Annotated in this window: 22 protein-coding genes and 3 tRNA genes; 16 read left to right on the top strand and 9 right to left on the bottom strand. The window is 49.2% G+C overall.

What is annotated here, in order from left to right:
- Nucleotides 1-10 precede the first annotated feature (10 nt).
- Nucleotides 11-86 (bottom strand) — tRNA-Val (locus SPM24T3_RS14120).
- Between the two features lie 125 nt (nucleotides 87-211).
- On the opposite strand from SPM24T3_RS14120, the gene SPM24T3_RS25935 reads away from it, so the two are divergent.
- A complete protein-coding gene (locus SPM24T3_RS25935; protein WP_237713063.1) occupies nucleotides 212-385 on the top strand; it encodes a hypothetical protein in 174 nt (57 codons plus the stop codon).
- 106 nt (nucleotides 386-491) lie between these two features.
- On the top strand, nucleotides 492-1,907 hold the full coding sequence (gltX, locus tag SPM24T3_RS14115) for a glutamate--tRNA ligase (RefSeq protein ID WP_009637452.1): 1,416 nt from the start codon (nucleotides 492-494) through the stop codon (nucleotides 1,905-1,907).
- 86 nt (nucleotides 1,908-1,993) lie between these two features.
- On the opposite strand, the gene SPM24T3_RS14110 is transcribed toward gltX, so the two are convergent.
- A complete protein-coding gene (locus SPM24T3_RS14110) occupies nucleotides 1,994-2,791 on the bottom strand; it encodes a formate/nitrite transporter family protein (protein WP_009637451.1) in 798 nt (265 codons plus the stop codon).
- 375 nt (nucleotides 2,792-3,166) lie between these two features.
- Between SPM24T3_RS14110 and SPM24T3_RS14105 the strand changes: the two genes are divergently transcribed.
- Together SPM24T3_RS14105 and SPM24T3_RS14100 are read left to right on the top strand one after the other, a co-directional pair.
- Nucleotides 3,167-3,242, top strand: a tRNA-Ala gene (locus tag SPM24T3_RS14105).
- 76 nt (nucleotides 3,243-3,318) lie between these two features.
- Nucleotides 3,319-3,394, top strand: a tRNA-Ala gene (locus tag SPM24T3_RS14100).
- Nucleotides 3,395-3,515: 121 nt separating this feature from the next.
- Here the strand turns inward: SPM24T3_RS14100 and SPM24T3_RS14095 are convergent.
- Nucleotides 3,516-4,703: a NupC/NupG family nucleoside CNT transporter gene (locus SPM24T3_RS14095; protein ID WP_009637450.1), complete on the bottom strand. Its 1,188-nt coding sequence runs from the start codon at nucleotides 4,701-4,703 to the stop codon at nucleotides 3,516-3,518.
- Between the two features lie 427 nt (nucleotides 4,704-5,130).
- On the opposite strand from SPM24T3_RS14095, the gene SPM24T3_RS14085 reads away from it, so the two are divergent.
- Nucleotides 5,131-6,360 carry an Nramp family divalent metal transporter gene (locus SPM24T3_RS14085; RefSeq protein WP_009637448.1) on the top strand — a complete coding sequence of 410 codons (1,230 nt, stop codon included), beginning with the start codon at nucleotides 5,131-5,133 and terminating at the stop codon, nucleotides 6,358-6,360.
- Nucleotides 6,361-6,442: 82 nt separating this feature from the next.
- Here SPM24T3_RS14085 and SPM24T3_RS14080 read toward each other — a convergent pair whose 3' ends face one another.
- The 3 genes from SPM24T3_RS14080 to SPM24T3_RS14070 form a co-directional block, all read right to left on the bottom strand.
- Nucleotides 6,443-6,871, bottom strand: a complete 429-nt coding sequence (locus SPM24T3_RS14080; RefSeq protein WP_009637447.1) for a DUF2502 domain-containing protein — start codon at nucleotides 6,869-6,871, stop codon at nucleotides 6,443-6,445.
- Between the two features lie 239 nt (nucleotides 6,872-7,110).
- Nucleotides 7,111-8,100 (bottom strand): L-glyceraldehyde 3-phosphate reductase, encoded by a 990-nt coding sequence (gene mgrA, locus SPM24T3_RS14075; protein WP_009637446.1) that lies wholly within the window; start codon nucleotides 8,098-8,100, stop codon nucleotides 7,111-7,113.
- Between the two features lie 186 nt (nucleotides 8,101-8,286).
- The gene (locus tag SPM24T3_RS14070) at nucleotides 8,287-9,165 is read right to left on the bottom strand and encodes a LysR family transcriptional regulator (RefSeq protein ID WP_009637445.1); all 879 of its coding nucleotides are present in this window, start codon (nucleotides 9,163-9,165) and stop codon (nucleotides 8,287-8,289) included.
- A 166-nt stretch (nucleotides 9,166-9,331) separates the two neighbouring features.
- On the opposite strand from SPM24T3_RS14070, the gene SPM24T3_RS14065 reads away from it, so the two are divergent.
- Both SPM24T3_RS14065 and SPM24T3_RS14060 read left to right on the top strand, forming a co-directional pair.
- Nucleotides 9,332-9,814, top strand: a complete 483-nt coding sequence (locus SPM24T3_RS14065; RefSeq protein ID WP_009637444.1) for a multidrug/biocide efflux PACE transporter — start codon at nucleotides 9,332-9,334, stop codon at nucleotides 9,812-9,814.
- A 74-nt stretch (nucleotides 9,815-9,888) separates the two neighbouring features.
- Nucleotides 9,889-10,581: an aspartate/glutamate racemase family protein gene (locus SPM24T3_RS14060; protein WP_009637443.1), complete on the top strand. Its 693-nt coding sequence runs from the start codon at nucleotides 9,889-9,891 to the stop codon at nucleotides 10,579-10,581.
- A 5-nt stretch (nucleotides 10,582-10,586) separates the two neighbouring features.
- On the opposite strand, the gene SPM24T3_RS14055 is transcribed toward SPM24T3_RS14060, so the two are convergent.
- Nucleotides 10,587-11,846 (bottom strand): ion channel protein, encoded by a 1,260-nt coding sequence (locus SPM24T3_RS14055; RefSeq protein ID WP_009637442.1) that lies wholly within the window; start codon nucleotides 11,844-11,846, stop codon nucleotides 10,587-10,589.
- 296 nt (nucleotides 11,847-12,142) lie between these two features.
- Between SPM24T3_RS14055 and glk the strand changes: the two genes are divergently transcribed.
- The gene (glk, locus tag SPM24T3_RS14050; protein ID WP_009637441.1) at nucleotides 12,143-13,114 is read left to right on the top strand and encodes a glucokinase; all 972 of its coding nucleotides are present in this window, start codon (nucleotides 12,143-12,145) and stop codon (nucleotides 13,112-13,114) included.
- Nucleotides 13,115-13,195: 81 nt separating this feature from the next.
- Here the strand turns inward: glk and SPM24T3_RS14045 are convergent, their stop codons facing one another.
- Nucleotides 13,196-13,933 (bottom strand): LytTR family DNA-binding domain-containing protein, encoded by a 738-nt coding sequence (locus SPM24T3_RS14045; protein ID WP_009637440.1) that lies wholly within the window; start codon nucleotides 13,931-13,933, stop codon nucleotides 13,196-13,198.
- A gap of 4 nt (nucleotides 13,934-13,937) precedes the next feature.
- The gene (locus SPM24T3_RS14040; RefSeq protein WP_037378601.1) at nucleotides 13,938-15,602 is read right to left on the bottom strand and encodes a sensor histidine kinase; all 1,665 of its coding nucleotides are present in this window, start codon (nucleotides 15,600-15,602) and stop codon (nucleotides 13,938-13,940) included.
- A gap of 194 nt (nucleotides 15,603-15,796) precedes the next feature.
- On the opposite strand from SPM24T3_RS14040, the gene SPM24T3_RS14035 reads away from it, so the two are divergent.
- The 8 genes from SPM24T3_RS14035 to SPM24T3_RS14000 all read left to right on the top strand — a co-directional run bounded on the left by SPM24T3_RS14035 (nucleotide 15,797) and on the right by SPM24T3_RS14000 (nucleotide 25,094).
- On the top strand, nucleotides 15,797-16,336 hold the full coding sequence (locus SPM24T3_RS14035; RefSeq protein WP_009637438.1) for a GNAT family N-acetyltransferase: 540 nt from the start codon (nucleotides 15,797-15,799) through the stop codon (nucleotides 16,334-16,336).
- Nucleotides 16,337-16,485: 149 nt separating this feature from the next.
- Nucleotides 16,486-17,751, top strand: a complete 1,266-nt coding sequence (gene alaC, locus SPM24T3_RS14030) for an alanine transaminase (RefSeq protein ID WP_009637437.1) — start codon at nucleotides 16,486-16,488, stop codon at nucleotides 17,749-17,751.
- 170 nt (nucleotides 17,752-17,921) lie between these two features.
- Complete coding sequence (locus SPM24T3_RS14025; RefSeq protein ID WP_009637436.1) at nucleotides 17,922-18,446, top strand: cytochrome b; 525 nt, start codon at nucleotides 17,922-17,924, stop codon at nucleotides 18,444-18,446.
- A gap of 210 nt (nucleotides 18,447-18,656) precedes the next feature.
- Nucleotides 18,657-19,502 carry a MurR/RpiR family transcriptional regulator gene (locus SPM24T3_RS14020; protein ID WP_009637435.1) on the top strand — a complete coding sequence of 282 codons (846 nt, stop codon included), beginning with the start codon at nucleotides 18,657-18,659 and terminating at the stop codon, nucleotides 19,500-19,502.
- Between the two features lie 510 nt (nucleotides 19,503-20,012).
- Complete coding sequence (lspA, locus tag SPM24T3_RS14015; RefSeq protein WP_009637434.1) at nucleotides 20,013-20,513, top strand: signal peptidase II; 501 nt, start codon at nucleotides 20,013-20,015, stop codon at nucleotides 20,511-20,513.
- 466 nt (nucleotides 20,514-20,979) lie between these two features.
- Nucleotides 20,980-22,920, top strand: coding sequence for a 3D-(3,5/4)-trihydroxycyclohexane-1,2-dione acylhydrolase (decyclizing) (gene iolD / locus SPM24T3_RS14010; RefSeq protein WP_009637433.1), 1,941 nt, complete (start codon nucleotides 20,980-20,982; stop codon nucleotides 22,918-22,920).
- Between the two features lie 76 nt (nucleotides 22,921-22,996).
- Complete coding sequence (locus tag SPM24T3_RS14005) at nucleotides 22,997-23,881, top strand: sugar phosphate isomerase/epimerase family protein (RefSeq protein ID WP_009637432.1); 885 nt, start codon at nucleotides 22,997-22,999, stop codon at nucleotides 23,879-23,881.
- Nucleotides 23,882-24,071: 190 nt separating this feature from the next.
- Nucleotides 24,072-25,094: an LLM class flavin-dependent oxidoreductase gene (locus SPM24T3_RS14000; RefSeq protein ID WP_009637431.1), complete on the top strand. Its 1,023-nt coding sequence runs from the start codon at nucleotides 24,072-24,074 to the stop codon at nucleotides 25,092-25,094.
- The last annotated feature ends 31 nt before the right edge of the window (nucleotides 25,095-25,125 follow it).

The following is a 25,125-nucleotide window of genomic DNA, read 5'->3' as shown; positions in this document are numbered from 1 at the left end:
CTCAAAAGAGTGGTGGGCGATGACGGGTTCGAACCGCCGACCCCCTCCGTGTAAAGGAGATGCTCTACCAACTGAGCTAATCGCCCCGTCGTGATGGAGTCGCATTATAGGGATAGTTCGAATTGAGTCAACGGTTTTTAAAAACAAAAATGACTGTTCGGCGTAAAACTAGACAAGACGCCAAAAAATTATGCAATCCGGTCTATTCTTTATGCATCAACGACCTGAAAAACCGTTTATCACAGAAATTACCCCGCTGCCGGTTGCATTCAATTCCCGCTCTCCCCAACTAATGTGGAAGGATATTGTTATCTTTCCACCTATCAACGTTGAGGATCCAGTGCAGGGTGGTAGAATGAGCCCACTTTATATCCTGCGTATTTGAAGCTGCAGCAGTCTTGCCGCACTTCTATGTACGTTAAGTATCGTATTAATGAGAGTCTCGTTAAATCGCGACATCTATTTGAAACATAGTTAAGGCTGCTTTCCAGATGAAAATCAAAACCCGTTTTGCTCCCAGCCCAACTGGCTATTTGCACGTTGGCGGCGCTCGTACTGCACTTTACTCTTGGCTTTATGCCCGCAATCTGGGCGGTGAGTTCGTGCTACGTATAGAAGATACCGACCTGGAGCGCTCAACCCAGGCGGCAATCGATGCGATCATGGATGGGATGAACTGGCTGAATCTGGACTGGGACGAAGGCCCATATTTCCAGACTAAACGTTTTGATCGCTACAATGCGGTAATCGACGAAATGCTGGAAAACGGCACTGCCTATAAATGTTACTGCTCTAAAGAACGTCTGGAAGCGCTGCGTGAAGAGCAAATGGCTAACAACGAGAAGCCTCGTTATGACGGTCGTTGCCGCGACAGCCATGAGCATCATGCTGCTGACGAGCCTTGCGTTGTGCGTTTTCGCAATCCGCAGGAAGGCTCGGTTATTTTTGATGACCAAATTCGTGGGCCGATCGAATTTAGCAACCTTGAGCTGGACGACCTGATCATTCGTCGTACCGAGGGTGCGCCAACCTACAACTTCTGCGTGGTTGTCGATGACTGGGACATGGAAATCACCCACGTTATTCGTGGCGAAGACCATATCAACAACACACCGCGCCAGATCAACATCCTTAAAGCATTGGGTGCACCGGTGCCTGTATATGCTCACGTTTCAATGATTCTGGGCGATGACGGCAAAAAGCTGTCAAAACGTCACGGCGCGGTTGGCGTAATGCAATATCGCGATGATGGCTACCTGCCCGAAGCATTGCTTAACTATCTGGTGCGTCTGGGCTGGTCCCATGGCGATCAGGAGATCTTCACCGTTGACGAAATGAAGTCCATGTTCAGCCTCGATAACGTCAGCAAATCTGCCAGTGCTTTCAACACTGAAAAGCTGCAATGGCTGAATCACCATTACATCAATTCGCTGGCACCAGAATATGTGGCGACGCATCTGCAATGGCACATTGAGCAGCAGAACATTGATACCCGTAACGGCCCAGAGCTCGCTGCGCTGGTTAAACTGCTGGGCGAACGCTGCAAGACGTTGAAAGAAATGGCTGAATCTTGTCATTATTTCTACGAAGATTTCAGCGAGTTTGACGAAGCAGCGGCCAAAAAGCACCTGCGCCCGGTTGCGCGTCAGCCACTGGAAGCCGTGCGTGCCAATTTGGCAGCCATTACCGACTGGACTCCCGTGAATGTGCATAACGCGATTCAGGGCACTGCGGATGAGCTTGGCGTAGGCATGGGTAAAGTGGGTATGCCATTGCGCGTTGCCGTGACCGGTGCTGGCATGTCGCCGGGTATGGACGTAACCGTTCACGCCATCGGTCAGAGCCGTACACTGACTCGCATCGACAAAGCATTGGCTTATATCACCGAGCGCGAAACTCAGCAGTAAGTTTTTTAGAAAACTAAAAAGGCCAGCGGAGCGATCCGACTGGCCTTTTTATTGTGCGTGACTTTATTGCACAAAAGAGAAGGAAATCAACGCAACTGTGAGGTTGATTCCGCGCTCTCTTTGGTTGGACGGTAAGCCATGAAGTACATCAGGCCTACGAATCCGGCACCGCCCAAGGCATTACCCAGGAAAACGGCAACGAAGTTCGGGAAGTATTGTGACCAAGTCAGGGCACCGGCAAAAATTGCCGCAGGGATGATGAACATGTTGGCCACCACGTGCTGGAAGCCGATCGCCACGAACGCCATCACCGGGAACCACATACCGATTACTTTGCCGCCCATCTCTTTGCTGGCATAAGCCAGCCACACCGCCAGACATACCAGCCAGTTACAGCCCACGCCTGAAATAAAGGAGTGCATAAAGTCGGCACTGACTTTAGCTTGCGCGGTGGCTACTGATTTAGCCAGGAATACGCCTTCGGTCATGCCTAATACGTGGCCAAAGAAGTAAGCCACGGCGATGCTGCCAATCAGATTGGCGATAGTGACCCAAAACCAGTTACGCACTACAGCCAATAGACTGATTTGACGAGCAAACCATGCCATCGGCAGAGTCATCATGTTACCAGTCAGCAACTCGCCGCCGGCTAATACGGTAAGGATCAGACCTACCGGGAATACAGCTGCACCCAGCAGACCGCCAAACGAGCCCCAGGAAGCAGGCAGTGTCCCTACTACATGCAGATCCAGCAGGAAGCCTATAGCAATAAAGGCTCCGGCCAGAAAACCCAGGATCAATAAATTGGCAACAGAGGCACGACTTTTGCTCACTCCGGCCGCAACGGCGAGTGAAGCGATTTCTTTGGGTGAATACAGGGACATGATTTGGCTCGAATGTGATGAATTGTTTTAATAAGTGATAAACGACATTGATGCTGCGATTGAAGTCTATTATGAGAATTGTCTGATCACAAGATGCTATTTTATGCTCGTTAACGGTTCGTTAATTTAATTGAAAAATTGTTGCCAAAAATCATCAGCAGGATCAGATAAGTGCGGATAATTAACCTGGGATGTTTAAATCCACCGAGTAGATTAACTGCGCATTTTTTGTTCATATTTAAAGGGAAATCGCTGTTGTGACCGCTATTTGGCGTCTTTTTCAGCGCTTGATTGCATTATGCAATTTAGCCGTTGACAGCCTTGGTGGGGTTTCATATTATGCGCCCCGTTCACAAGATTTAATGTGTCTGGAACGGGGGTATAGCTCAGCTGGGAGAGCGCTTGCATGGCATGCAAGAGGTCAGCGGTTCGATCCCGCTTATCTCCACCAATCTTCTTCTCAGAGCAGGTTGGTCGCTAACATCTTCCCAAGGTGTCAGCAGAAGACAGTAAATCCGAACACCCGTGGGGGTATAGCTCAGCTGGGAGAGCGCTTGCATGGCATGCAAGAGGTCAGCGGTTCGATCCCGCTTATCTCCACCAAATTTTAAGAACCCGCTTCGGCGGGTTTTTGCTTTTCTGCATTCTGTAAACACAGCGCTGTTGCTCAACTGCGCCCATAAAAAAAGGCGCCGTAGCGCCTTTTTAATCACTTACCGCAATCTTATGCCAATACCAGTCCTGCGATAGAGGCAGACAGCACGCTAACCAGCGTTGAGCCGTACAGCAGTTTCAGGCCGAAACGTGAAACCACGTTACCCTGCTGTTCGTTCAGGCCCTTGATAGCGCCCGCGACAATCCCGATTGACGAGAAGTTGGCAAACGACACCAGGAACACCGACAGAATACCTACGCCGCGTGGAGACAGGTCGTGAGCCACTTTTTGCAGATCCAGCATCGCAACAAACTCGTTGGAAACCAGCTTGGTGGCCATAATGCTGCCAACCTGCAACGCTTCATGGCTTGGCACGCCCATCACCCAGGCAAATGGGTAGAAGACATAGCCCAGCACACCCTGGAAGCTGATGCCGAACACGCTGTTAAACAACGCATTCAGGCAAGAGATCAGAGCGATGAAGCCGATCAACATTGCTGCAACGATAATCGCCACCTTGAAACCGGCCAGAATATATTCACCCAGCATTTCAAAGAAGCTCTGGCCCGCGTGGGTGTTGGTCAACTGCAAATCTTCTTCACTATCAACCTTATAAGGGTTGATCAAAGAAAGCACGATGAAGGTACTGAACATGTTCAGAATCAGCGCGGCAACCACATACTTAGGCTCCAACATAGTCATGTAAGCGCCAACGATCGACATAGAAACTGTCGACATCGCCGTTGCTGCCATGGTGTACATACGTTTTTCAGACATTTTTCCCAAAATATCTTTGTATGCGATGAAGTTTTCAGACTGACCAAGGATCAGCGAGCTGACGGCGTTAAAGGATTCCAGCTTCCCCATGCCGTTGATTTTTGAAAGAACAGTACCGATGATACGAATGACCACCGGAAGGATGCGCACGTGCTGCAAAATACCAATCAGTGCTGAAATGAACACGATTGGACACAATACATTGAGGAAGAAGAACGCTAATCCCTTTTCGTTCATGCCTCCAAATACAAAACCAGTTCCTTGTGCTGCAAATTTCAGAAGCGTTTCAAACAAGTCTGAGAAACCTTTTACGAAACCCAATCCAATTTCAGAATTGAGGAAGAAATAGGCTAACAAGACTTCAATGACCAATAACTGGGCAATAAAACGTAAACGAATGTTTTTTCGGTCACGGCTTACCAGTAAGGCCAGTACTGCCACAACAGCCAAGGCTAAAACAAAGTGCAGTATTCGGGACATGTTTGCTCCAAATTATGAGGCAGGCGATATTTCGACGGACATTTTATGTAACGCGTACATAAAAAATGTGATATCTATTGCAAATATATGAATTTGGTTTAAAAAAAGCAAGATTTCCAGCCACATAACACGAATTGTGAAGATGCGAAGAAAATTACCCATCATTTGATTTATTGTGCTAACTTTATCAGAAGCCGTATTACACCCTACACTTTGTGTGTTCAGGCAGCCGTATTCTAAAAAGTCTGCATTAGGAAAGCGAGTCATGATTAACTCTTTTGGCTTCTAATCCCGAAAAGTACTCAATTTCATTTTAGCCACTCACTCCCTATCACAGAAATAATCAATTTCTTTCTAAATGCGCTTGATAATCATTCTCAGTTAAGTATTATGTCTATACGCGCAAAAACTGTAAGGGTTAACTGAAATGCTGAATAGCCGAGCTGAGTCCTCCAGCCGCACCTCCCGGAAGATCAAGCTGTCATTGATGGGGCCTGCTTTTATTGCTGCCATCGGCTACATCGATCCCGGTAATTTCGCTACCAATATTCAGGCTGGCGCGTCTTACGGCTATCAGCTGCTGTGGGTGGTGGTTTGGGCCAATATCATGGCGATGCTGATTCAACTGATGTCTGCGAAATTAGGTATCGCAACCGGTAAAAATCTGGCCGAACATATTCGCGACCGTTTCCCACGTCCCGCCGTTTGGGCTTATTGGGTGCAGGCTGAAATTATCGCCATGGCGACCGATCTGGCCGAGTTTATCGGCGCTGCCATTGGCTTCAAACTGTTGCTGGGTGTTTCTCTATTGCAAGGCGCGGTGCTCACCGGCATTGCCACCTTTATTATCCTGGGGCTGCAAAAGCGCGGGCAAAAACCTCTTGAGCTGGTAATTGGCGGCCTGCTGCTGTTTGTCGCGATGGCCTACATCGTCGAGCTGTTTTTCTCGCAGCCTAAAATGATTGAGCTGGGTAAGGGGATGTTGACGCCAAGCCTGCCGGATGCGAATTCCGTATATCTGGCTGCGGGCGTTCTTGGCGCAACGATAATGCCGCACGTGATTTACCTACACTCTTCGTTAACCCAGCGCTCGAGCAAAATCTCCAAAGAGCAGCGCTATTCCTCAACCAAGCTGGACGTCGGCGTGGCGATGACCATAGCCGGATTCGTTAATTTGGCCATGATGGCAACCGCGGCGGCGGCGTTCCATTTCAGCGGTCATAAAGGTATTAGCGAACTTGAGGAAGCCTATCTCACCTTGTCACCATTATTAGGTCATGCGGCGGCGACGATCTTCGGGCTGAGTCTGGTTGCTGCGGGACTTTCTTCGACCGTAGTCGGCACGCTGGCAGGTCAGGTGGTCATGCAGGGCTTCGTTAAATTTTATATTCCTTTGTGGGTGCGCCGCGCGGTGACAATGGCACCATCGTTTATCGTGATACTTGCCGGTATGGATGCGACCAAAATTCTGGTGATGAGTCAGGTGCTGTTAAGTTTCGGGATTGCATTGGCCTTGCTGCCTCTGCTGGCTTTCACCGGCAACCGCGAACTGATGGGCGATATGGTTAACTCACGGTCAATGCAGTGGGCGGGGCGAGTTATTGTTCTCGTGGTGGTGAGTCTGAACCTTTACCTGTTAATAGGCATGTTGAAATAAACTTCGTTAGCTGTTTAGCAAGGATCACAGGCAATAAAAAAGGGCACTTTTCAGTGCCCTGGTATTATAACTTCGCAGATTATTACGGATGACCGCCAGGTCCACCCATCGGAGGACGAGGGCCACCACCGTGATCGCCGCCGTGATCAGGACCGCCATGACCACCAGGGCCAGGACCGCCGTGTCCATGATCAGGACCGCCGTGTCCGTGATCAGGACCACCGTGTCCGCGACCGTGCTGGTTCCACCAGCCGCCGTCACGCCAGCGACCGCCATCCCAGTAATCACCACGGTTATTGCGGTGACCATAATATTCATTGCGGTGCTGCCACCAGTACGGGGAGCGCCAGTCATAACCATCCCAGTAATAGCCGCGGTGATCGCGTTGGCCGATACTGACGTTTAAACCAGGAACGCTGATACTAATGCCGTCAGCGTGCGCCGGCATAGTGGCTGGCAACAGGCCGAACAACAGGGCACCCAGAGCAATCTTAACGGGTAATGTTTTCATTTTGCTTCTCCATTCAACCTTATTCCCGCCTTTTCAGCATGCAGATAACTGCGTGTGAAATTATTGGGTCTGTATTAATTCGTTAGATAACGTTTTCGATGCACACAGTTATAAGGCCTGGACCACGGGTAATCTATTGCCCGCAATCCTGTTTTGATTATTTTACCCAGTTTAACGATTTACTTACAGTAAGTCCCTGACAGCATTGTTAACAAACTTTTCCTGTTTCTAGTAAACGGTTACACCAATATCTTTTCTATATCATTAATTTCCTGCTCGCTTAATTGCAGGTTGTTCAGCGTATTGACCGCATCATCGATTTGGCTGGTCTTACTCGCACCAATCAGCACCGAAGTGACCTTATCGCCGCGTAATACCCAGGCCAGCGCCATTTGCGACAGTTTTTGACCACGAGCCAGAGCAATCTCATTGAGTTTACGGACTTTTTCGAGCTTCGCTTCGGTGAGTTGATCAGGCTTCAGGAACTGACTGCCGCTGGCCGCGCGAGAATCTTGTGGAATTCCTTTAAGATAGCGATCGGTTAACACGCCGCCCGCCAGGGGAGAGAAGGCAATCGAGCCAACGCCATTTTGCTGCAAAGTATCGAGCAGGCCATCTTCTACCCAACGTTCAAACATCGAATATTTTGGCTGGTGGATGAGGCAAGGCGTTCCCAACTTATCAAGGATATCAAAGGCCTGTTGCGCCAAATCCGCCGGGTAGTTAGACAAACCAATATAAAGCGCCTTGCCTTGACGGACGATTAAATCCAGCGCTGCCATGGTTTCTTCCAGCGGAGTATTTGGATCAGGGCGGTGATGATAGAAAATATCGACGTAATCAAGCCCCAGTCTTTTCAGGCTCTGGTTCAAGCTGGCAACCAAATATTTCTTCGAACCCCAATCGCCGTAAGGCCCGTCCCACATGGTATAACCCGCTTTGGAGGAGATGATTAACTCATCGCGCCACGGCAACAAATCTTCTCGCAAAATGCGCCCAAAGTTCTCTTCGGCCGAGCCGGGAGGCGGGCCGTAGTTATTCGCTAAATCGAAATGAGTAATCCCGTGATCAAAAGCGTGATGAATCAATTCGCGGCTGTTTTCAAAACGTGTGGCATCGCCAAAATTGTGCCACAGGCCTAATGAAACGGCTGGAAGTTTAAGGCCACTGATTCCGCAGCGACGATAGAGCATATTTTCATAACGAGAGGGGGAGGCTTGATAAGACATAGGGGTCCTTTTAAAAAGCTTACAGGAATAAAATAGCGTTTTAGTGTATGCGTTTTCATTTATAGTTTCGGCTGCATTGATCACAGCTGCCACTATTTTTTTTATCAAAGGAAAACTCTTAATCTGTCTAATCAATAAAAGAGCATTTTCTCCCGGTCGGTTATTTTGTTCGCATTTAACGCCTAATTATTGTCCGGTAAGACGCAAAGGATCGAGCAGGCTATCAATAAACCACCTTCCCGCCGGACCGGGTTGATTAGTTTTGCACCACACTGCATCAATCGAGATGAGTTTAGGCCAGCCGCGCAACTCCAGCTCAATCAGCTTGTGGTGACCAAACTGTGCCACCAGCCAGCGCGGTAGAATAGACCATCCAAATCCCTGTTCCGCCATTTCAAGCAGCATGAGATAACTCGGTGCCGACCAGGTTTGTCCCAGCGCCTTGGGTTTTTCCTGCCGACCGTAGGTTTGCAGGCACAGCTGGCGATAAGTGGATAAATCTTCGCGGCGCAGCGTTTTTATTGCCGCGAGTGGATGATTTTTAAACACAAACAGCGCCATTTCAGTCTGGTCGGGTAATCGGGAATAGCCAATATCTGGCGGATAATTTTCCTGCACCTCAAGCATACCAACGTGCGCACGCCCGCTATGCAGCAGGTCGATGACGTCTTGATCCTCGGCAATCAGGCACTCGAATTCGATGTCCGGGTAGCGCTGCTCAAAACGGCCAAGCAGCATCTCGTAATGCGTTGGCTGGTAAGTATCTGATAAAACAAAAGTCAGACGCGGTTCGGCCTGCTTAGACAAACGCACTGCCAAGTGATCGAGCTGTTCGCTGGCCGACAAAATCGCCTGCACGTGAGTCAATACCCGCTGACCCTCAGGCGTTAGCCGCGGTTGGCGGCCTTCGCGATTAAACAGCGTAATTCCGAGATCAATCTCAAGATTCGCCACTGCTGTACTCACGGTTGACTGGCTTTTATTCAGCTTTCTGGCCGCTGCAGAGAAAGAACCGCTGTCGGCGGTGGCGACAAAAGCCAGCAGTGCTTCAGGCGAATAGCGCATAAAACGTTCCTCAAAATGAAAGGCGATAACGATAGCCATCGTTTTTATCGATACTATCTATCTTTATTCTATCTTTAATACCGATGATAATCCTGCCCAGCGACACGGAAAGGTCAATATTTACATTCGATCTCTCAAGGAATTAATTACTCAAGGTAGGTTAAAAATGTCATCGTTAAACGCCTCAATGAAAGCTAAAAAAAGTCTCACTGAGCGCATTTTCCACGCGGTAGGATTCGAAGCGCTCGCTCTGGTCATCTGTGCACCGACGGCAGCCTGGCTGATGAACAAACGCATTTTTGAAATGGGCGTGCTGGCGATTTTGTTATCCACCACGGCGATGGTATGGAACGTGGTCTATAACAGCGGTTTCGATTATTTTTGGCCGCAGAGCCGGGTAAAGCGAACATTTGCTTTTCGTATCGCCCACGCGCTGGGGTTTGAAGGCGGGTTCATCCTCTTTGGGCTGCCCATTGCAGCAACCTGGTTGCAGATTGGTTTGCTCGATGCTTTCCTGCTGGAGATTGGCTTTTTCTTATTCTTTTTGCCCTACACTATCGCCTACAACTGGATCTACGATACGCTGCGCCAACGTTTAATTGCACGTCGTCGTTGCGCTGCCCATAAGGCGCAAACCAGTTGCCGATAAGGCATTAATCGAGCTTGTGAGGACTCATTGGGCCCGTTATTTTGTTCTATAGACTAACGATAAAGGATAAAAAAATGAAAACCCTGGGACTTATCGGCGGCATGAGTTGGGAATCGACCGTGCCGTATTACCGCACCATCAACGAGCAAATCAAGCAAGCTCTGGGCGGTTTGCATTCGGCAAAAATGGTGATTTACAGCGTTGATTTCTATGAAATTGAACAGTTGCAGGCGCGGGGGGATTGGGAGCAGGCCGGGCAAATCCTGGGTGAAGCCGCACAATCATTAAGAAAAGCCGGGGCAGAGATTATTGTCGTTTGTACCAACACTATGCATAAAGTCGCCGATGCTATCGAGCGCATTGGCGGCCTGCCTCTGTTACATATTGCCGATGCTACCGGCCAGGCTATCCAGCAACAAAATATCGGTCGTATTGGCCTGCTGGGAACTCGTTTTACCATGGAACAGACATTCTATCGTGGGCGCTTAGAGGCGCAGGGAATTGAGGTTTTGACTCCCAATGAAGCCGACAGGGAGATTATTCACCGCATCATTTATGAAGAGCTATGTTTGGGAAAAATTCTCGACGGCTCGCGGGAAGAGTATCGGCGGATTATTCAGTCGCTGGAACAGCAGGGCGCGCAAGGCATTATTTTAGGCTGCACCGAAATCACGCTATTGATTGGCCAGCAGGATGCCAGCGTGCCGGTGTTCGACACCACGGCTATCCATGCCCATGCTGCCGCTGCTTTTTCATTAAATCAGTAAAACGATTAGTCAGACTCTTTATCGAGCCCTTTTTCGCGCCGGACAGCCAGCATCATCGGTTTTCCGGCCAGCAGTAACCAGGCTGGCAGCATCACAATGCATAACACCGGCAGCAATTTTAGGTCCGGTACCACCGCCAGTGCCATAAACAGACTCAGCCAGCCGTCGCGCGTGACTACCAGCACCAATCCCATGACCGCGCAAGACACCGTAATTGCCGCGGGTACCGAATCCACGTGATTATGCAGCATAATTCCTAACGAAACGCCGACAAACACCGCCGGAAAAATTCGACCACCTCGAAAACCGCAGGCCGCCGCAATAACCAACGCCGCCAGCTTGCTCAGAGTGATCGCCAGCAGTTGCCCCAACGACAGGCTATCGCTGCTCAGGGCCAGCAATTTCATTTCATCGTAACCGCGAAACAGAGTGATTTGCCCGCCAATCAGCGCCAGCAGGCCGAGCACAAAACCGCCAATTCCCAGCATAATCATTGGATTGGGAATAGAGTGGAACAGCCTATGAATGTGAGGGAAACACCATACCGCCAGCATCCCCAGCGCAATCGCGGTTAGCGTCACCACCGAGCCGCTCAGCACATCAACTAAATGCGTCTCAACGTAGGGCGCAAGGCTTAGCGTAAAGTCAGGTTCGAAGAACAAATTCCCCGTAAAAGCACCTGCACCGGCAGCAAGCAGAGGAGGAAACAGTCGATCCCACAGAGGCGCATCTTTTCCTCCATTAAGAGTTTGTGAGAAGATAAGCGCGGCGGCGACCGGGGTACCAAATAGCGCACCGAGCGTGCCCGCTGCGGCGAGAATAATCCAGTCGGTACCGGGGACCCGTGGAAATAAAACGGAGCCTGCGGCAACGGCGACGGCAATATTAATGGCAATTATCGGGTTTTCAGGGCCGAGACTTATTCCACCGGCTAGCCCAATAACCAGCGCAAGCAGCAGTCCGGGGATGGCATTTAACGCCACTGGCATGCCGATTAGCGATTCGGTGGCCGGGTCGGGGCCTGCGTGACCGGGCATGTAGCGAATTAGCGCGCCGACGCCGACCCCCGTTAGGGTGAGCATAAACAGCACCCAACCCGCTGATTGCGTGTTAATGTTTAGGGCATCGGGGATTTTTAGCCACAGCAGCGTTTGCAGCGCGTTGGCAAAACGCATTACGGCGACCAGAATGATGCTGGACGCGGATCCAATAACCAATGCCGGGACCCCGAAGGTCAGCATGGTTTTTGCACGAGGATGCAACATGCAAGAATTCCCTTATTTTTCTGCTGAGTCCAGTGTATAGAAGATCGTCGGATTTTAGATTTCTACCGCTTTATTTTGCGGTATGCAGCTGCTTATATCATCGATAGGTTAAATCGGCGTTGCAGCATAGGGCAATTACCGCTATTTTGCCCTCACGAATATGTAAGCACTTAGCACTTATAGTCCTGCTAGCCTGGATTTTCCAGCCCACAATTGGGTGTGTCATAAAAGGCTGATTATTATCACTCGATGCGAGCCGAAGCAGGGCGAGCAATTTAATTTTTGCGGAGATAAAAATGACCAAGTACGCCCTGGTTGGCGATGTCGGAGGCACTAATTGCCGCCTGGCGCTTTGCGCTCTCGACAGCGGTGAGATTTCTCAGGCCCAGACTTTTTCCGGCTTGGATTACGACAGTCTTGAAGCGGCAGTCCGCCACTATCTGCAATTGCAGCAGCACGAAGAAGTTGTCGATGCCTGTATTGCTATCGCCTGTCCTATTGTGGGCGATTGGGTTGCGATGACGAACCATACCTGGAAATTCTCCATCGCCGAGATGAAGAAAAACCTGGGCCTCGAACATCTTGAAGTCATCAATGATTTTACCGCCGTGTCGATGGCAATCCCGATGCTGAAAGAAAGTGACCTGTTGCAGTTCGGCGGTAAAAAACCGCAGGATGGTAAGCCGGCAGTGATCTACGGCGCGGGTACGGGTTTGGGCGTGGCGCACATTATTCACGTGGAAAATCGCTGGTTGAGCTTGCCGGGCGAAGGTGGACACGTTGACTTCGCACCTAACAGTGAAGAAGAAGACATCATCCTCGAGCAGTTACGTATTGAAATGGGACACGTTTCCGCTGAACGTATCTTGTCCGGCCCTGGTCTGGTTAATCTTTATCGTGCAATTGTCAAGGCAGATAAACGCGAACCAGAAGACTACGCGCCGAAAGATGTCACCAAACTGGCGTTGGAAGACTGTCTTGACTGCCGTCGCGCACTGTCATTGTTCTGTGTCATCATGGGCCGTTTCGGTGGCAACCTGGCGTTGACTATGGGCACTTTTGGCGGTGTTTACATTGCGGGTGGCATCGTGCCGCGCTTCCTCGAGTTCTTCAAGGCATCCGGTTTCCGTGCCGCGTTCGAAGACAAGGGACGTTTCAAAGATTATCTCATTGATATTCCGGTTTATCTGATTACCCACGATCAGCCAGGCCTGCTGGGTGCGGGCGCTTACTTGCGTCAGTCAATCGGCTTTACGCTGGTAGCCTAGTTTTTAGGTTGCAGTAGATTTAACTTCGCCTCCTCAGGACCGGTTCCTGAGGAGGCGAAGTTTTTTATGTCCATGAAATTTTTAAAGCCCCATCAATTGGCGGAAAGCTTTCACCTTGCTGCGGCTGACTGGAACTTCAAAATCAAGATCGCTTAATCGCAAAATATAGGTGTTGTTAAACCACGGCACGATTTCGCGTATTTTCGACAGATTGACGCAATAGGAACGATGGCAGCGAAAGAAATGTTCTTCCGGCAGCCGGTTACACAACTCGGAGATATTCATCGGCATAGTGTATTCCTCACGGCGGGTATAAACCTGCGTTACTTTTTCCTGCGCGGCGGCGTAATAAATATCGTTAATATCGGTAACGATAATCCGCTCGTCCTTGATTAAATTAATGCTGTGGCTGACCCGATTACTGCCGCTCGACGCCGGAACTTCGGCCTGTTTATCGCGTTTGAAATGCATCTCGAGCTTTTGCAGCATTGTGACGATACGCGACTCATGATAAGGCTTGAGGATGTAATCAAATGCTTCAATTTCAAAAGCTTCTGCGGCATGTTCTTTGTAGGCGGTGATAAAAATAATGTAGGGCTTGTGGGCAAACTTGCTGATGTTTTGCGCCAGCAGAACGCCGTCGAGCGAGGGAATATTAATGTCCAGAAAAATGGCGTCAACTTGATGATTTTGCAAATATTTCAGCACTGCCAATCCATCGTCAAATTTCTCGACGATACTGATGCTGCTGTGGGTGCTAATCAGGTAACCAAGCTCTTCCTGAGCCAGAAATTCGTCCTCGACAATGATTGCTTTCAACCGTTTACCCTTTATGGATCATAAATGAGATTTCTGTACCCGGTTCGAGTCGGCGGATCTGTAATCCCTGTCCGTACAGCAGGCTTACGCGGTGATGGACATTAAGCAGGCCGATTTTATTGCCCGGCATTTCGTTTTTAGCGACTCGCTCGATCACCGATTGCAGAATACCTTGCCCGGTGTCTTTCACCGACACTTTAATTTTATCGCCTGCATGTTTAACGGCAATCACCACTACGCCTTTGCCGCTTCGTGGCTGAATACCGTGCACGATAGCGTTTTCGACCAGCGGCTGAATTAACAGGCTAGGAATTGAAACGGAAATATCATCGTCAATATCGTAAATCACCGTGAGTTTGCTGCCAAACCGGGCCTGCTCGATAGCGATATAATCCTGCACCTGATGCAGCTCTTTTCGCAGGTCGATCATTTCGTCATTAAGCTCAAGATTGTAACGTAAATAGCGCGACAGATTGATGATCAACTGCCGCGAGGTGTCTGGATTAATACGGATTGACGAGGAGATTGCATTGAGCGCGTTAAACAGAAAATGAGGATTAATTTTGCTTTGCAGCGCCCGCATTTCAGCTTTATTGGCCATTTCCCGTAGCTGCTCGGCGCGGGAAACTTCCATTTGAGTCGAGATAATCTGCGATAGCCCGACGGCCATGACTTTTAGCGAATAAGTGATGCGGTGCGCGTGACAATAGTAAATTTTCAGCGATCCGGTGATCACCCCTTTTTCCCACAGCGGAATGATCATCTGCGAGTGAATCTGCGGGGTGCGGTCCATTTCATCATTGTTTTTAATCGTGATCCTGCCACTGCTGATCACCTCTTTGGTGTTTTCGCTGATAATTTCGTGGCCAATATTGTACTGATCTGCGCCTGTGCCGACGTAGGCAAGAATGTTTTTGGTATCGGTAATTGCAACCGCGTCGGCATTGATATCTTCACGAATGATATTGCAGACCGTAGCCATCGACTCAGCATTGATATTTCGAAAATAGGGCAGCGTTTTGTTGGCAATATCCAGTGCCAGACGAGCCTGACGCGCGGCGATAGCCTCTTTTTCGTCGGCGACGCTTTGCACCAGCAGCACGATAGGGCCGATGGAAATCGCACCGAGGATCAGTGGGGCAGAAATACTCATCACAATATCCAGGCCCAGTGAAAATGGCCGAGATAGCAGTAAAATCAGTACCATAGTCAACGATTCGCACAGCATGCCTGCGGCTATACCCACCTTCCAATGATGATTTTTCTTAACTTTCAGATTAATAAAGCCCGAAAGGAAACCGGCGATTACGCTGGTGATCAGACACGGCACCGAGGTCACGCCGTGAATATCAATCAAAAATCGGTGAGTACCTGAAATCAGGCCGGTAATGATGCCGACCCAAGGCCCGAAAAGAATACCGCCTGCGACAATCGCGATGGTACGAACGTTAATCAGTGAGCCTTCAACGTTAATACCCGAAAGTGTACCGAAAATGGCAAACAGCGAGAATATTGCCGTAACGGCGGCCAGTTCCAGCGGCGTGTGCGCATCATTTTCTTTTTGTAGCAGTCTGCGGAACAGGCGGGTACGGGTCAGAAAAAACAGGCAAATCAGCATTAACGCCGCGCGGTCAAACACCGCAAGCGTCATATCAAAGATGTGTTGCACAACAGACTCTCGGTAGGATGCCTGGGCATCGCGCTTATAGGGAATGGTGTGATTATAGGGAATTGTGCCCCCGGTCGCTATAAGCAGCAGGGTTATAGAAAAATCGATGAAATTACTGTCAAGAAGCTGCCGCAAATGCGTATATTTAAAGCGTACCCGGATGCACATTTAATCTATAAAAAGAGCCTGTTGCCATGATTGTATTGACCACACCCCGGCTGGAAATGAGACCAATCGAACGAGAAGAATGGCCGCTATTTTTGAAGTTATATCAAAACGATAACGTAATGAAATTCATTGGCGACATAGAAACACCGGCCCAGATCCGCTATCGCTTCGATCAGCGCCTGGGGAAATGGGACAAATATTCCGATTTCTGGTTATGTTTGGTGATCCGCGAGCGAGCTACCGGCGAGGCTATCGGCCTGACCGGCTTTTTCCCCGACTGGCGGCCTTATCAGCAGGCCGAAGTGGGATTTATGCTGCTGCCAGAGTATCAGGGCAAAGGCTACGGCCAGGAATCACTGCATGAAGTGGTGAATTACGCCTTTAAGATGTGTGGTTTTCATCGGCTACAGGCCAACGTGCTTGAAGGTAATCTTCCCTCGCGACGTTTACTTGAAAGATGCGGTTTTCGTCTTGAGGGTACACTGCGAGAAAGCTACCGCATCGGCGGAGAGTGGCATAATGACTGGCTTTTAGGATTACTGCGCAGCGATATTGCTACGACCTGAGTTTGAGTAAAAAATATTTGCCTAATCTATCGACAGTTTTTCCTCACTGCGATATGTTGATTTATCGGTTTGTTTTCTAGCCCCCACGGCAAAGGAAATAAACCAGCGTCGCTCGGATGGTCCGGGCGCTTACGTTAATCGAGGAAATCATGACTGAATCCAGTCCTAAACGCCGTTTTACCCGCATTGATCGTCTTCCCCCTTATGTTTTCAACATTACTGCTGAATTGAAAATGGCTGCGCGACGTCGCGGCGAAGATATTATCGATTTCAGTATGGGGAATCCTGACGGCCCAACGCCTCCTCACATTGTCGAAAAACTGGTGACCGTTGCCCAGCGAGATGATACTCACGGCTATTCAACTTCACGCGGTATTCCGCGTCTGCGTCGCGCTATTTCTCGCTGGTATGCCGATCGTTATCAGGTGGAAATCGATCCCGAAAGTGAAGCGATTGTGACTATCGGTTCGAAAGAAGGCCTGGCTCACCTAATGCTGGCAACGCTGGATCATGGTGATACCGTGCTGGTGCCCAATCCAAGTTATCCTATTCATATTTACGGCGCGGTAATTGCCGGTGCGCAAGTACGCTCCGTGCCGCTGGTCGAGGGGGTGGATTTCTTTGGCGAGCTTGAACGCGCGATTAAAGAAAGTATTCCTCGTCCCAAAATGATGATTCTCGGTTTCCCGTCCAATCCTACGGCCCAGTGCGTGGAGCTGGACTTCTTCGAGCGCGTAGTGGCGCTGGCGAAACAGTACAACGTGATGGTTATTCACGATCTGGCTTATGCCGATATTGTGTACGACGGCTGGAAAGCGCCGTCTATCATGCAGGTGCCGGGGGCGAAAGACATCGCGGTAGAGTTCTTCACACTGTCGAAAAGCTACAATATGGCGGGCTGGCGAATTGGTTTCATGGTCGGCAACGAAGAGTTGGTGAACGCACTGGCGCGTATCAAAAGTTATCACGATTATGGCACCTTTACGCCGCTGCAAGTGGCGGCTATTGCCGCGCTGGAAGGCCCGCAGCAGTGCGTGAAAGATATTGCCGAGCAGTATCGCCAGCGTCGCAACGTATTGGTTCGCGGTCTGCATGAAGCTGGGTGGATGGTAGAAAATCCCAAGGCTTCAATGTATGTCTGGGCGAAAATACCTGATGCCTATGCGCAGTTAGGATCACTGGAGTTTGCCAAACGTTTGTTGTCCGAAGCCAAGGTTTGCGTTTCTCCCGGCGTTGGTTTTGGTGATTACGGCGACACTCACGTGCGCTTTGCGCTGATCGAAAATCAGGACCGTATTCGACAGGCAGTGCGTGGTATCAAAGCCATGTTCCGTGCCGACGGCTTAATCCCGCAAAAGAAAACCACCGCTGATGCCGGCTCTCATGAAAAGAAAACGCTCAGCGACGAAGTCTGATTTTCGCTAGGTTTTTATCTGAAAAGGCCGGGCCACGATGCCCGGTCTTTAATTTTAGGCGTGTTTGCTTTCATCCGATCTTCCACTTCACAAACCCTCCCCAATTTAAGTCTATTATTTATTAATAACCTGACGTACTTTGTCACTCTTGGCATTTTTGGGGATATTTGATGAAGAATCGCTATTCATTGCTGCAAATCAGCCTTCACTGGCTGACATTACTGATGATCATTCTTGCTTATACCATGATGCTAGGCCGCGACTATTTTCCTGATGATTATCGGCAACTGGTACGCCAACTGCATTATAACTTTGGCTTAAGCGTTTGGCTGTTGGTCCTTATCCGCATTGTTATTCGCCATCGTTATCGTACTCCACCGATCACGCCGTCGTTGCCGCGCTGGCAGGCTCACGTCGCTACGCTGACGCATTGGCTACTCTATTTGCTTTTTTTATCGTTGCCGACGCTGGGATTCCTGACAGTAATGTTTGCCGGGCGCAGCATCTATCTATTGGGTTGGGAGATACCACAGTTCATCACTCCGCACCCTGAGTGGCGTTCGGGGTTAAGAAATACTCACGAGCTGGTGGCTACCATCGGATATTATCTGGTCGGATTGCACGCGATAGCTGCTTTGTTCCATCACTATTTTATCAAGGATGACACCTTGAAGAGGATGATGCCGGGCAAGTAATGCGCGGCCTGAAAGCTTAACTGATTGTTAAACCAGCACAGTTTTACTAAATTCTGATCCGCGTCCTGTTTGTCTCTGTCTGAAACGGGTAAACTACTTTCTCAGTAACGGGGTGAGTTGTTAAGATAAACTCATGAAAGTTATGAGTATGGAGCAGAGAGGGAGCCCCTTGCTGCCAAGATAGTTTGACTTAAGGTGTTGATAATCATTATGGCTACTCCTTCACAACTCGCGCAGCTGCAAGATCAGATCCGTACCAGCTATGATTCTCTAAGCAAAAGGCTTAAGCAGGTGGCGCGTTATATTCTTGATAACGGCAACACGATCCCTTTTGAAACTATCGCTTCAATCGCTGAAAAAGCCGATGTCCCTCCCTCTACCTTGATCCGTTTTGCCAATAACTATGGCTTCGATGGTTTTAACGAGATGAAACAGGTATTCCGTCAGCATTTGATGGAAGGAACGGTAAATTATGCCGAACGGGCCAGCCTGTCGCGGCAAACGGCCAGCGACGATCCCGGTGCGCCAGAAACGCCCGCTGAAATTCTCAAGGTTTTCAGCATGGTTAACGAGCAGGCATTACAGCAGCTTAGCGGGCAAATTAAGGCAGAAGATCTCGAACGCGCGGTAAAATTGCTCGACGAAGCCGAGAATATTTATGTTATCGGTTTTCGCCGTTCGTTCAGTATCGCAGCCTATCTGACCTACGCTTTTCGCCATCTGGAGCGACGCACATTTTTGATTGATGGACTCGGGGGAATGTTCAACGAACAGCTGAACATGGTACGGCCTACCGATGTGGTAATTTCAATCAGTAATTCACCGTATGCACAAGAGGTGGTCGATCTGGTTGCGATGGGTGCCGCACAGGGTGCGAAGCAAATTGCAATTACCGACAGTCTTGTCAGCCCGCTTACCGCATTTAGTGAAGTCTGCTTTATCGTGCGCGAAGCACAGGTCGACGGTTTCCGCTCGCAGATTGCCTCGATGTGTTTGGCACAAACGCTGATGATGTCGCTGGCATTGAGTAGCGCCAGCAAGATAGCAGCAAAATAACAGCCAGCTTTACGACATCCTTGTCGTAAATGGCCATACGCTGAAAGGGTTTACGTTCTTCGGTGTAACCTCGGGACGTGCAGGGAGCACTGCCGCAACCGAGACGATGAACGTTAGCCTTTCCAGATATGCATGAATCTGTTCGCCTTCCCTGACTTGCTTCTGTAAATCACGTTTAACTGTCTCTCTTCATGGGAGAGAAGTCATGCCGTGGAAATTAATATAAACATTCGAAATTAATATTTCAAATTAAATTTATTTGGAATATTTGAATTTATGACATAGAGCACAAAATCTCGGTTAATGCTCACTGCTTTCCAGACACCAAGGGTGAGTTTGCAGACGGTTTTATTATTTCGCTTTCGATTAAGCGACTCTGCAGGCGCCATCGCGCCGTGCTTCTGTTTTTGTAAAGAAACTTAATGAATAACGCCCTCCGCCTTAGATACCTGGATGCTGCCGAAGAGGCTGGCTATACTGCTGCTATCTCTTTTATCAATGGTGTAAACAATGAAATTCAGCAAACGGCTTAGCCTGATTACTCTCGTATTCGCGCTATGCGTTGGAATCGACCAAATCACCAAAGCGATAGCCAAAAATACGCTGTCGATGGATTATGTTCGTGAATATCTGGGCGGAAGCATCAAACTTTTACTGACCCACAATACCGGTACTTTTCTGGGATTAGGTGGAACGCTTCCCGAAAATGTCCGCTACGGTTTGATGATTATCGGATTAGGGGCTTTCTTGTTAGCTCTGTTGATCTATACGCTAATCAACAAGCGTGCCAATGCTATGACCGTGGTTTCCCTGACCATGGTGTTCTCGGGCGGTATCAGCAACCTGCTTGACCGGATCGTCTACGGCGGTTATGTGGTTGATTTTATGAATATCAGCGCGGGCAGCTTGCACACTGGGGTGTTTAATGTTGCCGATATGGTACTCATGGCCGGAGCAATTATTCTTTGCAGCGTAGGCTTTAAAAGTAAACCGCAGCCAGCGCATGGTTAACCGCCTCTGAATCACGATTTTTCCCCTCGACCAAAAGGCGAGGGGCCAGCTCTTGCTCCCTTCACCTTCAATGTGGAGGGGCGAACCAATGAATCACAATTTTACCCCCTCTATCACGCGTGGGGGAACAGGTATCTCAGAACTAAAATCCTTTAATTTCAAAATAAATAAAAATGAAAATTTTGATTCATTTTGATTTTCCAGCTTGAAATTAACGAATTTTAAAAATAAAACGATAAAAAACAAAGGGTAAATTAGTTTATATTGCTGCACTTACCTCATTCACATCAACACTCAACCATGCCTATCTACGATATTTTTGTTTTATTTTTATGATATCAGTCTCAAAATGAAAAATTGGTTCGGTTTTTTCATTTCACTGCGCAATAAAATCTTTATAATCTTTTCATATCATTTTAGATAAAAACATCACCACGGTATCGGCGTTAACCGCAAGGAATGGAAGATGAAAAAGATCAGATTAACCATGGCACAGGCGTTGGTCCGCTTTCTGGATCAGCAATACGTGAGTGTAGACGGCGAAGAAATTAAATTTGTGACCGGCATTTTTGCCATCTTCGGACACGGTAATGTGCTCGGGCTGGGCCAGGCGCTTGAACAGGACAGCGGCAAACTGATTGTTCATCAGGGACGTAACGAGCAGGGGATGGCGCATGCTGCTACCGGTTACGCCAAGCAGAAATTACGTCAGCAGATTTACGCCTGCACCTCGTCCGTCGGTCCCGGTGCAGCCAATATGCTGACCGCTGCCGCGACGGCAACAGCCAACCGAATTCCGCTATTACTGTTACCGGGTGATGTTTTCGCCTCGCGTCAACCCGATCCGGTATTGCAGCAAATAGAACAAAGTCACGATCTCAGCATCAGCACCAACGACGCGTTCCGCACTGTTAGCAAGTATTGGGACAGGATCGTGCGTCCTGAACAACTGATGACCGCCTGTATCAGCGCCATGCGTGTGCTGACCGATCCCGCTGAAACCGGTGCAGTGACTCTTTCTCTGCCGCAGGATGTGCAGGGTGAAGCTTACGATTATCCGGAATATTTCTTCCAGAAACGCGTTCATCGCATTGATCGTCTGCCGGTTACCGAAGGCGCGCTGGCCGATGCCTTAACGCTGCTCAAAGGTAAACGTAAACCGTTAATCGTTTGCGGCGGTGGGGCAAAATATTCACAGGCCGGTATTGCGTTGCAACAGTTTGCCGAAACTTATGGGATACCGTTTGCTGAAACGCAAGCTGGTAAAGGCACGCTGACCTCTGAACATCCGTTCAATCTCGGCGGTATCGGTGAAACCGGCACGTTGGCAGCCAATCAGCTAGCCAAAGAAGCCGATCTGATTATCGGCGTAGGCACGCGATACACCGATTTCACTAGCTCGTCGAAATGGATATTCCAAAACCCGGAAGTTTCTTTCATTAACATCAATGTTAACCGCTTTGATGCCTTCAAGCTCGATGCCGTGCAGGTGATTGCAGATGCTCGTTTGGGGCTGGAAGCCCTGAATCAGGCTCTGCAAGGCAGCGATTTCCGTGCTGGCTGGGGTCATAAGATTGCTGACGTGCGCGAAGAACTGATTGCCGAAACAAAACGCGTATATCAGGTGGATTACAGCGGTGAAGATTTTATTCCGGAAATTAACGATCACCTGGATCGTAAAAAGGTTTATGCCGAGTTCGAAGCGATTACCGGATCGATACTCACCCAAAGCCGCGTACTTGGCACTTTGAATAGCGCGATCGACAAAGATGCTGTGATTGTTGCGGCGGCGGGAAGCTTGCCTGGCGATCTGCAGCGTATCTGGCGCACCACCGATACCAATGGTTATCACGTTGAATACGGCTACTCCTGTATGGGCTATGAGGTCAATGCGGCGCTGGGTGTGAAGATGGCCGAGCCAGAGCGTGAAGTCTATGCGCTGGTAGGAGATGGTTCATTTATGATGCTGCATTCAGAACTGGTAACGTCGATACAGGAACATTTGAAAATCAACGTGATCCTGCTCGATAACATGACCAATGGCTGCATCAATAATTTGCAAATGGAGCACGGCATGGACAGTTTCAACACCGAATTCCGTTTTAGAGCAGATTCAACGTCTAAGCTCGACGGCGGTTTTGTACCGGTTAACTTCGCCAAAATTGCTGAAGGTTACGGCTGCAAAACTTACTCGGTCACCACGCTTGAACAGCTGCATGAAGCACTTGAAGACGCCAAACGTCAAACTATCTCGACGCTTATCGATATCAAAGTATTGCCTAAGACGATGATCCACAAGTATTTCAGCTGGTGGCGCGTGGGCGGGGCGATGGTTTCTGAGAGCGAATTAGTCGATAAAGTGGCGCAGATGCTGCGCGAAAATATTGATAAGGCACGCGAATACTAATCGCGTTTACGGGATGCCAGTTTTATTGCATCCCGTAAAACCGTCTTTAATTCTGAACATAAGATCGGAGCAGGATATGAAAATTGCTTTTGACGTTGACGTAATCAGGGATCGAAGCATCACCGAAATGGTGCGCCAGGTGTCCGAATGGGGCTATAAATACATTGAACAATCCCCCCATCCGCGCATTAATCCTTTCTATAAACATCCGAAAGCGGGTTTGGATGTGATGAATGAATATAAACGTGCGCTGACGAACTATGGCGTGGAGATTTCGTCCTTTATCGTGGTATATCGCTGGTCTGGACCGGATGAAGATCGCCGTGTTGCCGCGGTGCGTAACTGGAAACGAATGATTGAGATCGCCGTAGATATGGGCGTAGAGGTTATTAATACCGAGCTTTCTGGCGATCCTAATCAGCCAGAAATCTGTGAGGAACGCTGGTACCAGTCGATGGAAGAACTGTTGCCAATCATCGAACGTGAGGGTATTCGCGTCGAGATTCAGTCACATCCGTGGGATTTCTGCGAAGAAAATAACGAAACGGCTGACATTGTAAAATCGCTGCGCAGCGACCACGTTAAATATCTTTACAGCGTACCGCACACCTTCTTTTACGACAAAGGCAAGGGCGATGTAGCCAGCATGCTGCAATATGCCGGTGACGACCTGTCGCACGTGCTGATTGCCGATACCATGAATCACACTAAACATTGCCGCTATATTGTTAATCCGCCGGGTGTTGACGCGGTTGTTCATCAGCACGTCGGGATAGGGGAAGGGGAAGTGAATTTTGAGGCGCTGTTTGAAAGCCTGCGCCAGATGGATTTTGCTAATCGGAAATTTAAAGTTGGTGGTGAGTCGATTATTGCCACATCATTATTTGGTTATCCGGAAAAAATGCCTCAGCAGGCCGTCGCCACTCGAGAACGCATTGAGCGCGAATTACTGAACCGCTAACGAAATTTTTAACTCCAATTATTTTATTAAAGAGCGCTTAATTGCGCTCTTCCTGTTTCTATCGTTCAGTATATTGGAACTAAACCATCAGAAATCTTCAATAATTTTGCCATGTCTTGCCACTATTTCTCGTCACTCATTGTTATATGATGGCTCTAATATATTTTCGTCATAACAGGACAAATGTCTCATGAAAAAGATCGGATTTCTGTCTTTTGGTCACTGGACTCCTTCACCGCAATCTGGCACCCGTTCTGCGGCTGATGCCCTGTTGCAGTCTATCGATCTCGCCGTTGCGGCCGAAGAGCTGGGCATCGATGGCGCCTATTTCCGCGTTCACCATTTTGCTCGCCAGCTAAGTTCGCCATTCCCGTTGTTGTCAGCGGTAGGCGCGAAAACCAGTCGCATCGAAATCGGAACCGGCGTTATCGATATGCGCTATGAAAATCCGCTGTATATGGCGGAAGATGCCGGCGTGGCCGACTTGATTTCAGGTGGTCGTTTGCAGCTCGGACTGAGCCGTGGATCACCAGAGCAGGTCATCGACGGATGGCGCTATTTCGGTTATCAACCTGCTGAAGGCGAGACCGAGTCTGACATGGCGCGTCGTCACACTTTGGCGCTGCTAGAGGTGTTGAAAGGGGAAGGTTTCGCTGAGCCAAACCCTCAGCCGATGTTCCAGAACCCTCCGGGATTGTTGCGCCTCGAACCTTATTCTGAGGGATTGCGTGAACGAATCTGGTGGGGTGCCGGTTCAAATGCCACGGCGATATGGGCGGCAAAACAGGGCATGAATCTGCAAAGTTCAACCTTGAAGGATGATGAGACTGGCGAGCCGTTCCACATCCAACAGGCCAGGCAAATTCGCGCTTATCGCCAGGCATGGAAGGAAAGTGGGCACACACGAACACCTCGCGTGTCGGTAAGCCGCAGTATTTTCGCGCTGATCAACGATATGGACCGCGCGTACTTTGGACGCAGCGGGCAGGAAGGCGATAAGGTCGGTTTCCTGGAAGAAAATAACCGTTCTATTTTTGGCCGCAGCTACGCCGCTGAACCAGAGAAGCTGATTGCACAGCTTAAACAGGACGAAGCCATTGCCGAGGCTGATACCCTAGTGTTAACCGTGCCTAACCAGCTGGGTGTCGATTACAACGTTCACGTTCTGCAGTCGATTCTTACGCATATCGCTCCGGCAATGGGCTGGCGTTAAGCGTCGCTAAAATTTTAAGCACTCCCAAAAG

The organism is Serratia sp. M24T3 (assembly GCF_000257645.1).
Lineage (GTDB): Bacteria > Pseudomonadota > Gammaproteobacteria > Enterobacterales > Enterobacteriaceae > Rouxiella.
Note: the sequence above shows the minus strand (reverse complement) of the source record. Positions and strands in the feature narration are given on the sequence as shown.

Excerpts from the sequence above, each read along its gene's own strand:
- SPM24T3_RS14085 (WP_009637448.1), top strand. The coding sequence starts at position 5,131 with ATGCTGAATAGCCGAGCTGAGTCCTCCAGCCGCACCTCCCGGAAGATC.
- alaC (WP_009637437.1), top strand. The coding sequence starts at position 16,486 with ATGACTGAATCCAGTCCTAAACGCCGTTTTACCCGCATTGATCGTCTT.
- SPM24T3_RS14000 (WP_009637431.1), top strand. The coding sequence starts at position 24,072 with ATGAAAAAGATCGGATTTCTGTCTTTTGGTCACTGGACTCCTTCACCG.
- SPM24T3_RS14025 (WP_009637436.1), top strand. The coding sequence starts at position 17,922 with ATGAAGAATCGCTATTCATTGCTGCAAATCAGCCTTCACTGGCTGACA.
- mgrA (WP_009637446.1), bottom strand. The coding sequence starts at position 8,100 with ATGTCTTATCAAGCCTCCCCCTCTCGTTATGAAAATATGCTCTATCGT.
- SPM24T3_RS14055 (WP_009637442.1), bottom strand. The coding sequence starts at position 11,846 with ATGTTGCATCCTCGTGCAAAAACCATGCTGACCTTCGGGGTCCCGGCA.
- glk (WP_009637441.1), top strand. The coding sequence starts at position 12,143 with ATGACCAAGTACGCCCTGGTTGGCGATGTCGGAGGCACTAATTGCCGC.
- gltX (WP_009637452.1), top strand. The coding sequence starts at position 492 with ATGAAAATCAAAACCCGTTTTGCTCCCAGCCCAACTGGCTATTTGCAC.
- SPM24T3_RS25935 (WP_237713063.1), top strand. The coding sequence starts at position 212 with ATGCATCAACGACCTGAAAAACCGTTTATCACAGAAATTACCCCGCTG.
- SPM24T3_RS14035 (WP_009637438.1), top strand. The coding sequence starts at position 15,797 with ATGATTGTATTGACCACACCCCGGCTGGAAATGAGACCAATCGAACGA.
- SPM24T3_RS14080 (WP_009637447.1), bottom strand. The coding sequence starts at position 6,871 with ATGAAAACATTACCCGTTAAGATTGCTCTGGGTGCCCTGTTGTTCGGC.
- SPM24T3_RS14110 (WP_009637451.1), bottom strand. The coding sequence starts at position 2,791 with ATGTCCCTGTATTCACCCAAAGAAATCGCTTCACTCGCCGTTGCGGCC.
- SPM24T3_RS14095 (WP_009637450.1), bottom strand. The coding sequence starts at position 4,703 with ATGTCCCGAATACTGCACTTTGTTTTAGCCTTGGCTGTTGTGGCAGTA.
- SPM24T3_RS14005 (WP_009637432.1), top strand. The coding sequence starts at position 22,997 with ATGAAAATTGCTTTTGACGTTGACGTAATCAGGGATCGAAGCATCACC.
- SPM24T3_RS14020 (WP_009637435.1), top strand. The coding sequence starts at position 18,657 with ATGGCTACTCCTTCACAACTCGCGCAGCTGCAAGATCAGATCCGTACC.
- lspA (WP_009637434.1), top strand. The coding sequence starts at position 20,013 with ATGAAATTCAGCAAACGGCTTAGCCTGATTACTCTCGTATTCGCGCTA.
- SPM24T3_RS14060 (WP_009637443.1), top strand. The coding sequence starts at position 9,889 with ATGAAAACCCTGGGACTTATCGGCGGCATGAGTTGGGAATCGACCGTG.
- iolD (WP_009637433.1), top strand. The coding sequence starts at position 20,980 with ATGAAAAAGATCAGATTAACCATGGCACAGGCGTTGGTCCGCTTTCTG.
- SPM24T3_RS14070 (WP_009637445.1), bottom strand. The coding sequence starts at position 9,165 with ATGCGCTATTCGCCTGAAGCACTGCTGGCTTTTGTCGCCACCGCCGAC.
- SPM24T3_RS14065 (WP_009637444.1), top strand. The coding sequence starts at position 9,332 with ATGTCATCGTTAAACGCCTCAATGAAAGCTAAAAAAAGTCTCACTGAG.